Source organism: Gammaproteobacteria bacterium (genome assembly GCA_040183005.1).
Taxonomy (GTDB): domain Bacteria; phylum Pseudomonadota; class Gammaproteobacteria.
On the sequence record JAMPIW010000007.1, the window covers coordinates 801,010 to 813,800 of the forward strand.

General features: G+C 55.1%; 10 protein-coding genes. All 10 read right to left on the reverse strand.

The features are described 5' to 3' along the window. Entirely contained in the window at positions 1–1,905 is a 1,905-nt protein-coding gene (locus tag M3A44_09635) for an amidotransferase 1, exosortase A system-associated (GenBank protein MEQ6341891.1), read from the reverse strand. A gap of 172 nt (positions 1,906–2,077) precedes the next feature. Continuing rightward, positions 2,078–3,241, reverse strand: a complete 1,164-nt coding sequence (locus tag M3A44_09640) for a TIGR03088 family PEP-CTERM/XrtA system glycosyltransferase (protein ID MEQ6341892.1) — start codon at positions 3,239–3,241, stop codon at positions 2,078–2,080. Beyond that, positions 3,238–4,479, reverse strand: coding sequence for a TIGR03087 family PEP-CTERM/XrtA system glycosyltransferase (locus M3A44_09645; GenBank protein ID MEQ6341893.1), 1,242 nt, complete (start codon positions 4,477–4,479; stop codon positions 3,238–3,240). Before M3A44_09645 ends, M3A44_09640 begins: the two co-directional genes overlap by 4 nt. 6 nt (positions 4,480–4,485) lie before the next feature. Beyond that, entirely contained in the window at positions 4,486–5,508 is a 1,023-nt protein-coding gene (locus tag M3A44_09650) for a FemAB family PEP-CTERM system-associated protein (GenBank protein MEQ6341894.1), read from the reverse strand. After that, complete coding sequence (locus tag M3A44_09655; protein MEQ6341895.1) at positions 5,498–6,370, reverse strand: DUF3473 domain-containing protein; 873 nt, start codon at positions 6,368–6,370, stop codon at positions 5,498–5,500. The genes M3A44_09650 and M3A44_09655 overlap by 11 nt, the downstream gene beginning before the upstream one ends. Positions 6,371–6,393: 23 nt before the next feature. Continuing rightward, positions 6,394–7,470 (reverse strand): UDP-N-acetylglucosamine 2-epimerase (non-hydrolyzing), encoded by a 1,077-nt coding sequence (gene wecB / locus M3A44_09660; protein ID MEQ6341896.1) that lies wholly within the window; start codon positions 7,468–7,470, stop codon positions 6,394–6,396. Between the two features lie 159 nt (positions 7,471–7,629). Continuing rightward, complete coding sequence (locus M3A44_09665) at positions 7,630–8,616, reverse strand: XrtA-associated ATPase (protein ID MEQ6341897.1); 987 nt, start codon at positions 8,614–8,616, stop codon at positions 7,630–7,632. An 11-nt stretch (positions 8,617–8,627) separates the two neighbouring features. Then, positions 8,628–10,103 (reverse strand): TIGR03016 family PEP-CTERM system-associated outer membrane protein, encoded by a 1,476-nt coding sequence (locus M3A44_09670; protein MEQ6341898.1) that lies wholly within the window; start codon positions 10,101–10,103, stop codon positions 8,628–8,630. Between the two features lie 12 nt (positions 10,104–10,115). Next, positions 10,116–11,147 (reverse strand): XrtA-associated tyrosine autokinase, encoded by a 1,032-nt coding sequence (locus M3A44_09675; protein MEQ6341899.1) that lies wholly within the window; start codon positions 11,145–11,147, stop codon positions 10,116–10,118. Between the two features lie 2 nt (positions 11,148–11,149). Continuing rightward, positions 11,150–12,724 carry a Wzz/FepE/Etk N-terminal domain-containing protein gene (locus tag M3A44_09680; protein MEQ6341900.1) on the reverse strand — a complete coding sequence of 525 codons (1,575 nt, stop codon included), beginning with the start codon at positions 12,722–12,724 and terminating at the stop codon, positions 11,150–11,152. Positions 12,725–12,791: the final 67 nt, after the last annotated feature.

A 12,791-nucleotide genomic window follows, 5' to 3' on the forward strand; every position in this document is an offset into this window, starting at 1 on the left:
TCACGCATAATGCTGAACTCCCGAAGCCTTACGTTGAAACGCCTCGAACATAAGAAGCGACCACAAGGCGGTGCTGTGGTCGCGCGCACCGGATTGGTGTTGATCGACTAGCTGCCGCAAAAAACTTTTATCGAAGATGCCAGTATCCGCCAACGTGTCACCCAGCAGGGCATCGCGTACCCGCTCGCGCAACGGTCCACGGAACCAGCCCGCCAACGGCACTGCAAAACCCATTTTGGCGCGATATAAAATATCATCTGAAAGATAAGGTTGCAGCGACTTTTTAAGGATGTATTTACCTTCGCGGCCCTTGAGCTTGAGGTCCGGGGGCAGGCCGGAGACCCATTCCACTAGTTCATGATCCAGCAACGGTACCCGAACTTCCAGGGCATGGGCCATGCTGGCACGGTCTACCTTGGTGAGAATGTCGCCCACCAGGTAGGTTTTCATATCCAGATACTGCACCTTCGATAGGGGATGGTCGGGTGCATTGCGCGCATGGTCACGCATTACCTCAATGGCTTGGTAGCCTTGCAGCTCGCGCCGGAACGCGGGGCTGAACAACCTCCCTCGCATGGCATCTCCCAGAATCGACACACCGTGAAAATAACCCTCAACGGAATCCCGCGCCATCGCCTCGAAGGTGGTCTTGGCACGCAACACCTTGGGCGCCCAATCGGCTTTCGGATACAACCTTCCCAGCATTCCGAACAGCGGCCCGCGCACCGCCTGCGGCAACAGCGAACGCATCCGGTCCTCGTAGGTGTGCCAGCGATACCGCCGGTAACCAGCAAAATTTTCATCACCGCCGTCGCCAGACAATGCCACCGTCACCCGTTTACGCGCCAGCCCGCATACCCGGTAGGTGGGGATGGCGGAGCTGTCCGCGTAAGGTTCATCGTAGAGCGCGGCCAACTTGTCGATGAGATCGTAGTCATCGGTATCCACCCGCTCCACATAGTGTTGGGTGTGATAACGCTCGGCAACCTGGGCGGCAAAACGCGCTTCATCGTATGCCGGGTCACCAAACGAAATTGAGCAGGTGTTGACCGGCTCTTTGGATAATCCCGCCATCATCGCCACCACGGCACTGGAATCCACGCCACCGGATAGGAACGCCCCCAGCGGCACTTCGGAGATCATGTGGCTGCTCACTGCCTCACGCAGGCGATGGACAAGCTCTTCGGAAATCTCGCTTTCGCTAGGACAGTTGACGGGCTTGAATGGCACATCCCAGTATTGGCGTGGCTGCGGCAAGGCCTCACCACGACGCAACGTCAAGGTGTAACCTGGCGGCAGTTTAAAAGCGTGTCGCAGGATGGTCTTGGGCTCGGGCACGTAACCGTAGGCAAAATAATCCTCCACGGCACGCGGATCAACCTCATGTGGAAGATCAGGATGTTCCTGTAACGCCTTGAGTTCCGATCCGAATATCAAAACGCCATTAGCGAGGACAGCATAATACAGAGGTTTGATCCCCAGCCGGTCGCGCGCCAGGAACAGGGTTTGCCGGTTGCGATCCCACAGCGCAAAGGCGAACATGCCGCGAAAACGCAGCACGCACGCCTCGCCCCACTGTTCCCAGGCATGGACAATCACCTCGGTGTCACTATGGGTACGGAAGACATGGCCGAGTCCCGCCAGCTCTTTGGCGAGTTCCTGAAAATTATAAATCTCACCATTGAACACCACCACCACCGAACCGTCTTCATTGAACAGAGGCTGGTGTCCGCTGGACAAGTCTATGATTGACAGACGCCGGTGCGCCAGGCCGACACCTGGTTCGGTATGCTGGCCACCCTCATCCGGCCCCCGGTGAAACTGCACCTGATTCATGCGTGCCAGCAGCGCCTCGTTTACTTCACGAGAGCCGCGCGTGTCAAAAATACCTGCGATACCACACATAGTTAAATCACATTTCTCGAGTTATTTATACTATCCATTGTCCACGAAAAGCACGAAAGACACGAAAAGGCCTCTGTTGCTTTCAGGTGGCACCCATTTCCCAGTACCCGCCAAACAACGCGCTCCCGGCTGTTTTTTCGTGCCTTTCGTGTTTTTCGTGGATAACATTTTCTCACTTCGTTTTCTCCAACTGCAGCGCGTCATACACCGCCATATAGCGCTCGACCATGTGCGTCAGGCTGAACTCCTGCTCCACACGCCGGCGCCCTTCCTCGCCATGGCGGCGCATCATCTGCGGATTTTCAATATAGGATTGCAGGGCATCAGCCATTGCTGGTGCATCATTAGGGGGCACCAGCGTGCCGGTATGATTTTCCTTCACCAGCTCCGGGTTACCACCCACGCGGGTCGCCAGCACCGGCAGGCCACTAGCCATGGCCTCTAGGATGGTGTTGGAGATGCCTTCAGCAAGCGAGGGCAGCACAAAGATGTCCAGGCAACGCAACAGGTGCGGTGTATCATCGCGAGAGCCAGGCAACCAGCACAGATCGAGCGCATTCGCCTGGTACAGCAATTCTTGTGCCTCGGACCGTAGCGGGCCATCGCCGATCAATACCAGACGCAGCCGTTCCCGCGCATCGGGCAGACGCTCCAGCAACAGCAGGAATGCCCGCACCAGGGTTAATTGATCTTTGACCGTTTGCATACGCCCGAGGGTACCGATGACTGTGCTGTCTTTATCGGCAAATCCCTCTAGCGGCAAGAGCTCACGTTCCTGACGCGCCGGATGAAACAGCTCGCTGTCCACGCCGTTGCAGATGTGGACGATTTTTTTACCCGGCACTTCGACCTGATTGCGCAGCCACTGCTCCAGATCGCGCGACAGCGGAATATATTTGTCCACTAAGGGCCGGAAGGCACGGCGCAACAGATTGTATTTGCGGTTGGTGCCATCAATGTCTTGCATATCCCTGCCATGCTCACCATGCACCCGGCCAGGCACACCGGCCAATGCGGCGGGAAGCTGCGCTTCCAGTGCCGAAAGATTGCGGGTATGAACGATATCCGGGCGAAGTTGACGCAACAAGCGCCACAGGCGCAGATAGACACCGAAATCTTTACCCTCGCTTTTGTGTAGCGCATAACATTCCACATCGGCGCGGCGGATGCGCGCGCGGAAGGCTGGATTATAATCCGTCATGCAGATAATCACGTGGCGGTAGCGGTTTTCTGGAGTATGGTTGATGATGTTGATCAGGCCATTCTCCAATCCACCCACATCCAGGCGATGGAGAATGTGAACCACCAGCGGTGGTTGAGAATGGAGTCTATTCATGCAGCCACTACGCTGGGAAACGCATCCGGCGAACCATGAGCGCCACCACCTTCCAGCAAATAGTCGAGGCGTGCAAGGTTCGATGTCCAGTTGTAGCGTTGCAACACGCACGCGCGCCCCGCCCTGCCTATCTCTGCACCCATCTCGCCGCGTAACACTTGTGCAGCCAGCGCGGCAAATGCCGCAGGTTCATCAGTCACCAGCACGCCGGCGACACCCTCGATACCCTCCGCTGCGGCCTTCGTCGCCAACACGGGTTTGGCCATAGCCATGGCCTCAAGTACCTTGTTTTGCACACCACGTGCAATACGCAACGGCGCAACCGCCGCCACAGCATGGGCAAGATAAGGGCGCACATCCGGTACGGCGCCAGTGACATGGACACCAGGCAGGCTAGCCAATTGCTGCACCTCAACAGACGGGCGTCCGCCAACGATATAAAAGACCGCCTCCGGCATCTGCTCACGTACCAGGGGGAATACTTCGCGGGCAAACCAGCACACCGCGTCGGCATTCGCCCAGTAGTCCATCGCGCCAGTGAACACCAGGACCTTTTCACCTTCCGCATAAGGATAGTCATAATCCCGTTCCGGCGAAAAATAGTCGCTGTCCACGCCATTATTGATATGGCTGACGCGCGCCGCGGCATCAGGCGCGAGTTTTTTAAATAACTCCGCCTCCTCAAGTGACACAAATACACTGGCGTCGAAGTCGCCCGCCACCTGCCGGTCGTAATCCAGTAATCGCCTGGCTTCGCGCCGGTAAACCGCGCTCATCGGCCAGGATTTGCTTTGAGCATATTGTCGCCATTTATCGGAATCGACATCGACAAAATCAATCACACGGCGCGCACCCGGTAACGTGCGCCCCATCATGTACTGAGCCATTGCCGAGGAAAACACCAATACTCGCCGCACCGGCCGGGTCGTCAAGAGTTGATCGACCCAGGCCTGCATGCCCGTATTTCGGTAGTACGGCACAGTCAAAGGCTCGCCGCTAAAAAAGCCGCTAACGCTGCGCAGGCGCGCTAAACCGGGGTGCAGCGCCACAAAGTGCGTCTCACCGCAAACCTGGCGCAGTCGTGACACATGGCGCCAATCATCTTTGTCATCCACAAACGCGGCCAGATGAACGCGATACTTACCGGCTAAGTGTTTGAGCAAATGAAACGAGCGAATTTTGTCGCCCTTATTCGGGGGATAAGGGATGCGGTGCGCCAGAAACAGCAGTTCCTGCATGGCCGTTTATCCCAGATTTTTCGCGAGCTGCGGACCAATGATCTTGGTCAGTGCAAAAGGCATGGCCTTCCACAATCGGATAAATAACTGATATTTGGGGTTGAGCGGGTTGATATCGGGCATTTCCTTAATACCCATCAAGCAGTGTTCGTAATAGAGCGGTTGTGGCTCAAAACCCCAATGCTCCTTAAAACTGTACGACCCCGTGCCCTTCTTGCTGCGCCCAAAATCAAACACCTTGACGCCCCGTTCACCGGCGCGGCGCATCAGCTCCCAATACATAAAATCATTCGCAGCCAAGCCGCGCGCTTCACTTGTTCCACCACCGTAATAGGGCAACACCTCATCGCGGAAATAAAAGCTCATCACGCTGCTCACCGTTCGCCCATCCTTGGTGATAGTAAGCACTTCACAATCTTTATCAAATACTTGCTTGAGCATTTTATAGTATTTTCTACTATTTACCGGCGTGCCAAGATAATGCACGCTGCGCGCATAGGCATCATAGAAACGATCCACCCCCTCATCAATCTCGCCGCACAAATCATTTTTGATGCCCTTGCGCACCATGGCGCGCTGCTTGCGCGGAATCGCCAGCATGGTTTGTTCGGGGTCGGCGTCGATCTCTTTGCGAAATGTGACGTACAGATCTTTGATGGGCCAATCACTGTGTTGCGGCTTGAGGTTGCGCAACTCCAGGTAATCCACTTTCAGTTCCGCCGCTAGTCGTTGCGCCTCTTGATCCAGGGCAGTACGTGCCGCTTCATTGGCGGCGGCGATGCCACCGTAAACGCAAAATGGCAGGGAAGTCAGTGCATTTCCGAACAAACGGCTATTGACATGACCTAACGGCAACACGCCCTGTATCTCACCATTCTGTTCCGCATACAGGAAATAACCGCGATGCCCCAGCGCCCGTTCAATGACCTCTTTCCAGCCGGCACGATGAAAAAAAGTGGCCTCAGGGCAGCCGGTGACAAAGGCATCCCAGCGCGCCCTGTCATTTACATCTAGCCACCTAACCTGCATGAGACACAGCCAGCTTTTGTACCGCCCAAACGCTGGCCGTCTTGCCCCCATCTAAAAATATGCGATCCATGCGATCCCAGTGAAAATCTTTCAGCAAGGCCGCAAGACGCCCCTCCATACGTTCCAGATTCACGTAGTGCCGGAAACGCGTTTTGAGGCTGATGCCTTGCTGGCGCGGCTGGCCGGGGTCAATCTCCCATGGATGGAAATAAAATACGCATGATTGCCCATCGTTATTGTTGACGCGGCGCATCGCCCAGCGTGATAACTCATAGGGCAGAAAGCGGAAATATCCGCCGCCGCCGCATGGCAGTTTGCGGTCAAACAGACTCACCGTGGTCACGGGTATCTCCAGCAGTCCTTGTTCATCATGGGGATAAAAGGCAAAACGTGGCGCCTCAGGCATGCCGTATAGATCATGATGGATAGGATAGATGCTGGAGCTATACACATGGCCGGTCTCGGCGAGCACGTCCAGGGCCCACAGGTTGCGCGCGCCAATGGAATAACTCGCTGCACGATAACCGCGTATCTCGGCGCCGCCGATATCTTCCAGCAGTTTTTTGGTGCGCGAGACATCCGCACGAAATTCATCGGGTTGCTGCTGCGTTACCCGCACATGCGAATAACCATGGCTGGCCAGTTCATGGCCGCTATCCACAATGCGCCGCACCAGTTGGGGATAGCGTTCCGCCAGCCAGCCCAGCATAAAAAAAGTTGCTTTTACGCCGTGCTGATCAAACAAATCCATCACACGGTGGGTGTTCGCCTCGACGCGGCATGGTAAAACATCCCACTGATCACGGCGAATGTGTTTCTCAAATGCAGACACCTGGAAATAATCTTCCACGTCCACGCTCATGGCATTGCGCAAGGTTACAGAGCTCACGCCAACCGCTCGCACAAGACACTCACGATGCGCTGAGCGGCGTGCCCGTCCCACAACTCGGGCACCCTCCCCGCTTTGCCGCCATGGGTGATGACATCGTTGAAAGCGGCCAGGATCTTGGTAGAATCGGTGCCCACAACTGTATTAGTGCCCTCATCCGCAGTAATTGGGCGTTCTGTATTCTCGCGCAGAGTTATGCAAGGCACGCCCAGCGCCGTGGTTTCCTCCTGGATGCCGCCAGAATCCGTCAGCACCAGGCGAGCCTGAGACATCAGCCCCAGCATCGCCAGATAACCCTGTGGCGGCAGGCGCTGAATGCGCGGCGTATCAAGCAGCTTGCTCAACCCCATTTCCGTAATACGCGCATCAGTGCGCGGATGCACCGGAAACACCAGTGGTAGACGTTCACTGATTTCACGCAATGTCGTGAGCAATCGCTCCAGCACAACCGGATCATCGACGTTGGAAGGGCGGTGCAAGGTCAGCACGGCATAACCATCAGAGTTGTCAAGAAATAGCGCTGGATCGGCCACCGAGACCAGCGTCTGCGATGCGGGTGTCGCCTGCCGCACATGGCGCAGCAGGGTATCTATCATCACATTACCCACGAAATGGATGCGATCGCCATCAATGCCTTCGCGCAACAAATTTTCGTGCGCGCTACGTTCCGTGGTAAACAGCAGATCGGAAATCTGATCGGTAAGTACGCGGTTGATTTCTTCCGGCATGGTGCGGTCGTAACTGCGCAAACCCGCTTCGACATGAATTACCGGCACACCTTTTTTTGCGGCCACCAGCGCGCAAGCGATAGTGGAATTGACATCGCCCACCACCAACACCGCTTGTGGCTGCTCAACATCCAGCACCGGCTCAAAGCGGCGCATCACTTCCGCCGTCTGTACCGCGTGGCTACCGGAACCCACGCCCAGATCCATGTCGGGATGAGGAATGCCCAACTGGTTGAAAAACTGGTGCTTCATGGCCTCATCATAATGCTGGCCCGTATGCACCAGACGCATCTGCAGCGGCTTGGGAGCGGAAGCCAAAGCATCCATGATAGGGGCGATTTTCATGAAGTTGGGGCGAGCGCCCACCACGCAGATTATTTTCGGGACGGTCTGGTTTGCCACATTTACCCCTGGTGACGAGTCTGAATTTTTCACAAAAAACAAAAGTGCGCGGAAAGCGGTTCAGCCTAACAATGGCGGTTGGAGCCTACTGCCGTTCCAGGGTCACGCGTTTGTTACGGGATCGTTGTCATGCGAGACGGCCCGGCGTATCAACCCCAGTTCGCGATGAATGGACTCCTGTAATGTCCGCATCGACAGCTCCAGCGCCGCAAGGCGTTGCTCAACCGCCGCACCTGAAGACGCTCCACCTGGAGCCTCCACCGGCCTGTTCGAACGGGGCGATTCCTGGCGTAACTCCTCATCAACCAGCGCAACGGTTTCCCCGTCAATCTCGTGGATTTCTTCCAGAAAACCATACAGCAGCAACCGGTCGCAGAAGGTATTGATACGGCGCGGTATGCCGCCAGTAGCCAGATGGATGGCGGCATAAGCAGCGTCGGTGAACGTGGGATCCCCCGACCACCCTGCCCTGCGCAGGCGATGCTCAATATAGGATTTAGTCTCATCGGCATCAAGCGGAGCCAGGTGATAAGCGGCGATCACCCGCTGGCGTAGCTGCTCCATGCCATCCGACTGCAGGGTGTGGCGGAACTCCGCCTGGCCCAGCAAAAAACTTTGCAACAGAGCCTTGTCGCCCGTTTGAAAATTGGACAACATGCGTAATTCCTCAAGGGACCGCACCGGAATATTTTGCGCCTCGTCAACCACCAGCAATACACGTTTACCCTCTCGGGCGCGAGCGGCCAGGAAGGTTTCCAGATTCTTGAGCAGCGCTGCCTTGCTAATCCCTTCGTGAGCCAAACCAAAGGAGGCCGACACCATGCGCAGCATGTCATCCGCTTCGAGTTGCGTGGTCACCAATTGCGCGGCCACCACATTTTCTCTCACCAGATCGGCAAACAGGGTGCGCATCAGGGTGGTTTTACCAGTGCCAATGTCGCCCGTGATAACGATAAAGCCTTCACCCTGATTCAGGCCATAGCGCAGATAGGCCATAGCGCGTTTATGGCTGCGACTACCGAAAAAGAAGCGCGGATCCGGGCCAAGTTGAAACGGCTTGTCGCGCAATTTATAGAAAGTCTCGTACATTGGCGTGTCTCTTAAAAAGTCATATTCAAACTGGCGATAATCCTGTTTTCAGCATAACCGGCGCCGCCAGCACTGGAATTGCCCGTGAAATAACGATAATTAACGCTACCTGTCAGATGCGGATTAATGTTGCGGCTTAGGCCAACGCCCATATTCCAGAAGGAACTCTGCCGGTTCAGCGGGGCGCCAAAATCCGTGCGTTGCCAGCCGGCGGTGGTTATCGCCGTCGTATTTGGAGCAAGGCGCAAGCTCCATGAACCCTGCCCTCCATAAGATTCGTCGACTCTCGGATTGTTTTGAAATTCAAATCGTTGATCAAAAAAAGTCAGCGTAAAACTATTTCTGCCAGGGTTGTACCCGACGCTGCCCTGCAGGCGCTTGATTATAAATACGTCGTTGGTGAGCGTGGGGACATTACCCGCTAGCAGCATAGGAAGCCCAGTGACCGGATCGACAAAGGGGTTGCCGACAGCATCGACAACCCCAAAAAACCGTCTTTCAAACTCCAGCTGGCGCACAGTCATTACATTTTGCATATAGCTGGCTTGCCAGTTAGTGCGACGCGTAGAGTGATTCAAGTTAAAGGAATAGGTCGTTCCAAAAAACCGCTTTCCGTAGGTGGCTTGCAGCGATGTGCGAGAAGTTGGTGCCCAGTTAGCGCCAGCGCTCCAGAAACTACCACTAGGACGCTGTCCTGAAGCAGCAACGGCATAGCTATTCTGCTCATAGCCGCCCTGCGCAATCAGGCTGAATTTACGGGTCAGAATATAGCTCACATTGCCGGTAACCATTTCGAACTTCGTATCAGGAGCGCCCGAACCTGCATAATTGATTCTTTGCTGGCGATAATTCAATCCCCAGGGTATTTGATCAAAACTCGGCCCGCTTTTTAAGCTTGCGGAAACCGTATTGGAAGCACTATTAAATCCTCCGGCCTGATAATTGACAGTGTCATAGCTATAGCGCATCTCCGTGGAAGCAATTGAACCAAAGTTGTGGCGCAGATAAGGACTCACCCGAAATGTAATGACATCAGTTGTATTTCCGGTAACCGAAACATTGTCCAACGGCACAGGGCCGGTGCCTGAGATAATCCGCTGACCGATGGAGCTGCTTGCGTCAACAAAAAAAGTGTCTTCTACGAGCGTGGCTGTCCCGTTTGCAAACAGTTGATGGCGAATGTTATTGCGTGAACTGTCCTTTGCATAAAGCAGATTTTGCATGCGGTAGTTCAAGTTGAGCTTCAGTCTGGGCGCGTCGCCGGTTAATGAGACGCCCGGGTTGATCTGGGTAATGAACTCGCTCTGTTCTTTGCCACGTGGGGCAAGCGTAATGTTATCGGAGTAAGTTTCAGACAGATTCAAGGATGGTGTGACAGTCCAATCCATCGCATGCGCCGCCGGGGCAACCAGCGTGGCCATGCAAAATAGCGATAACCCGCCCTGCCGCACCGGCGAACCCTTGCGCCACAATGTCAAAGCACGCATGTGTTGGCTGATTTATTGGCCGTAGGTGCCATAATACGCCCCGTAATAATCGGCACCGAAAGGCTGGCGGCTCTTGTTTAAAACCAGATTGATGCTCTTGCTGGCGTCGAGCAGCGATAATGCCTCTTTGAGCGCGTCCTGCGTAGTTTTTTCCGACTCCACAACCACTACAATTTGCCCCATCAAGCTGGCAAGCACACTTGCTTCCGTCGTGGCAAGCAATGGCGGAGAATCAAAAATTACAATGCGATCAGAATAGCGCTGCGACAGCTCCCGCACCAGATTGCGCATATTTTCGCTGGCAAGCAGTTCCGTGGAATGATGATGCCGCCTCCCCGCCGGCAGCAGCGTCAGCTTCGGGATATCGGTCCTGATTAACAGTTGCGATAAGTCGGGGTAATCACCGGTCAGGTAATCCACCAGTCCAGGGCCGGTCTCGATGCCGAAATAGGCGGTGACGGCGGGCCGCGCCACGTCGGCATCTATCAGCAATACCGTGTTATCAAATTCCGTGGCAATGCTCATCGCCAAATTGATGGAGTTGAAGGTTTTGCCTTCGCCTGGGAAGGCGCTGGTAACCATGATCAGGTTGCCGTTTTCGACGAGGGCCGCTCCTTGCCCAAAGGCGTTTTTCAGCAAGGGACGCTTGATCATCCGGAATTCCTCGGCAATCTGGCTGCGCGCAGCATCGGGCGTTACCATGCCGGCCGCTCTGAGGCGTAGCATATCGAGCTTGATCTCGCGCCCTGAAACCGCCAATGCCGTTTCTTGCCCAGGGGCCGTCGTGCGGGGCTGCTCTACATTTGATGATGGAGATGACGTGGAATGTTTGTCATGCAGAGGCGTCGGCTCAGCCTTGCTTGCGACATGTATCGGCGACGGAGAAGAATGATCCTCAAATCTTTCGATGGCCTGCTGAATAGTGCTATGTAATTCCGCCCTATTTTCCGATAGGGTCTCGGCCTGGCTTGGTGTCGCCCCCGCTGCCGGAGTTGCATTGCCCGGTCGCTCCATTTTCTCGATAGCTTTTTCGATAGTGCTCATGCTCAGCTTCCCACTAGACCTTTAACCCGCCCCACGACATCGACATCAAGCAGTAACAATGTCTCAATGCCGCCGAAAATCACTAAAAGGCCAAGCCCAGTCAATGCAAACGCGCCCATTTCTATGCGCCGTTTGCGCGTTTGCGCCGGCGTCCACACCATCGACACGCTGCCCAATACAGGAATTCCCGTGATTTCCGCTAGACTGCGTCGGTTGTCAAATACCGGTTTAAGCTGAGAGAACAGTAGCGCGAACACTAGTCCCCCAACCAAACCACCGAGCAACACCAAGCTCATCAGCAAGGGACGGTTTGGAGCCGAGGGAGTCGATGGCACATAGGGCGGATCGATAACCCTGAACTTAACGTCGTCGGCATTTTGCCCCACTTCCTGGGACATCTTGGCGGATTCGCGTCGCGCCAACAGCGTATCGTAGTTCTGCTTGTTCACTTCATAGTCGCGGTTTAACTGTGCCAGCTCGGTTTCAACCTGGGGAATGATGTTCACCATCCCCTTTAGCTGATTAACCCGCCTAGAGTATTCTCCTACGCGCACCCGCAACGAAGCGACGTTGGCATCCGCCTCGTTCAAGGCAATTTTCATTTGAGCGTACACAGGATTTGTCGAAGACGCCCCACCACCCTTCTTGGTCGTAGAGGTGGCCTTCAACTCGTCCTGCTTTTGTTTCTGTAACTCCGCGATGATGCGCTTTGTTTCGATAATATCAGGGTGACGCTCCGTGTATTGCAGCAACATGCTATCCATTTTGGATCGCAACGCCTCAATTCTCGCATCAATGGCGGATGTTGATGCGGTTGGGGGCGGGCTAAAGGTGGCGGTATCGGACGGATCCTCATCTTCAATCTGGCGTTTAAGCTCATTCCGGCGGTTTTCGGCTTCGCGCAACTCCAGTTGTGCCTGGTTGAGAAGTCCCATTTCCGTTTGCATACTATCGTAATACCCTTCGCCGCGCGCGGGCATCATCCCTACATTTTTTCGTTTGAATTCCTTGACTTTTTCTTCAGCCTCGACGAGGCGCCGTTCGTAGTCGGCAATCTGTTTGTCAATAAAGTGCTGGGCACTGTCCGAGTCTCGCCGACTCTCGCCTAGGCTGCTTTCCACGAAAATGGTAAGCAATGACTGCACAACCTTCTTGGCCAGTTGCGGATCGCTATTGACATAGGAAATTGTGTACAGGTTCTCTCGGCCCGTGCCTTCCATGGTGATATTTTTACCCAAGGCGGCCAGTAACCCCTCCATCTGCTCCGGCTCTTTTCCTTGCAGGTCAAGATCGGTCATGCGCGCGACCTTCTCGAGGTTTGGGCGGCTAAGCAGCGTGCGCGTCATAAGGGCGATCTGCTGCTCAATGTCGGTTTGGACTGTCAAGCCACTCAGCAAAGGCTTAAGGATGGACTGGGTATCCACATACACGCGCGCCGAGGCCTTGTACTGGTCGGGCATTTTATAAACCACGACCCAACCTACGAAGCATACCAGCCATGCAACCAGCAGTACGAGCCAGCGATGGCGCAATACTCCGCGCGCATAGACAAGCACCTGGACAATAACGTCTTGCATCTGTTACCTCAAATATAGACAAACAGCGCGATCACTTACTAAGGCATACACTCGTAGCGTAACGCCG